Below are 1258 nucleotides of genomic sequence, written 5' to 3'. Positions count from 1 at the left end.
CCCGCGCCCGCCGTGCCATGTTGCCGTGTTCGTGGGGGTTTCAGATCGGATAGGCAGCCGCGCCGGTGGCGATCGTCACCCAGCGCAGCTCGGTGAACTCGGCCACGCCGGCGCTGCCGCCGAAGCGGCCGTAGCCGGTGGCCTTGACGCCGCCGAACGGCATCTGCGGCTCGTCGCTGACGGTGGCGCCGTTGATGTGGCAGATGCCGGTCTCGAGGCGGCGCGCGATGTTGAGCGCGCGCGCGGCGTCGCTGCCGAACACCGAAGCCGACAGGCCGTACTCGGACTGGTTCGCCAGCGCGACCGCCTGTTCGTCGTCGGCCACGCGCGTGACGCATACCACTGGGCCGAAGGTCTCCTCGTGGAAGATGCGCATGGCGGGCGTCACGCCGTCGAGCACCGTGGCGGACATCAGCGCGCCGCGCGCGTCCCCGCCCGCGACCACGCGCGCGCCCTGTGCCACCGCGTCGGCGATCAGCGCATTGATGCGCTTGTGGGCGAGCGGGTCGGCGAGCGCGCCCAGCGCGTGCCCGCCGCTGGCCGGATCGCCCGCGGTCAGGCCGCGCGCGCGCCCGGCGAGCTTGTCGACGAAGGCCTCGGCCACGCCGTCGGCCACCAGGATGCGCTCGGTGGACATGCAGATCTGCCCCTGGTTGAAGAACGCGCCGAAGGCGGCCGCGCGCACCGCGGCATCGAGATCGGCGTCGTCGAGCACCAGGCAGGGCGCCTTGCCGCCCAGCTCCAGCAGCACCGGCTTGAGGTGCTCGGCGGCGCGGCGCGCCACCACGCGGCCGACGCGCGTCGACCCGGTGAAGTTGACGCGGCGCACGGCCGGATGGTCGATCAGCGCGCCCACGACGTCCTCGGCATCGGCCGGCGCGTGCGTGACGACGTTGACGATGCCGCCGTCCAGGCCGGCCTCGATCATCGCCTCGCCGATCAGCACGTGCACGCCGGGGCTGACGTCGGACGCCTTCAGGATCGCGGTGTTGCCGCACGCCAGCGCCATCGCCACCGCGCGCACGCCCAGCACGACCGGCGCGTTCCACGGCGCGATGCCGAGCACCACGCCGACCGGGCAGCGCATGGCCATCGCCACGCGCGCCTCGTCCGACGGGATGACCTCGCCCTGGATCCGCGTGGTCATGTACGCGGCCTCGCGCAGGATGGCGGCGGCGGCGTCGACATTGTGCCCGGCCCAGGCGCGCGCGGCACCCGTTTCCGCCATCATCGTGTCGACCAGCGCGGCGCGCCGTCG

General features: G+C 74.0%; 1 protein-coding gene. It reads right to left on the bottom strand.

Going from position 1 to position 1258, the window contains the following annotated elements; all coding sequences use genetic code 11:
- Window positions 1-40: 40 nt before the first annotated feature.
- Window positions 41-1258 (bottom strand): aldehyde dehydrogenase family protein (locus tag K206_RS0114285; RefSeq protein ID WP_020203086.1); only part of this gene is annotated, 1218 nt, incomplete at its 5' end.

This window comes from Cupriavidus sp. WS (assembly GCF_000395345.1).
In the GTDB taxonomy this organism is placed as follows: Bacteria; Pseudomonadota; Gammaproteobacteria; order Burkholderiales; family Burkholderiaceae; genus Cupriavidus; species Cupriavidus basilensis_B.
Note: the sequence above shows the minus strand (reverse complement) of the source record. Positions and strands in the feature narration are given on the sequence as shown.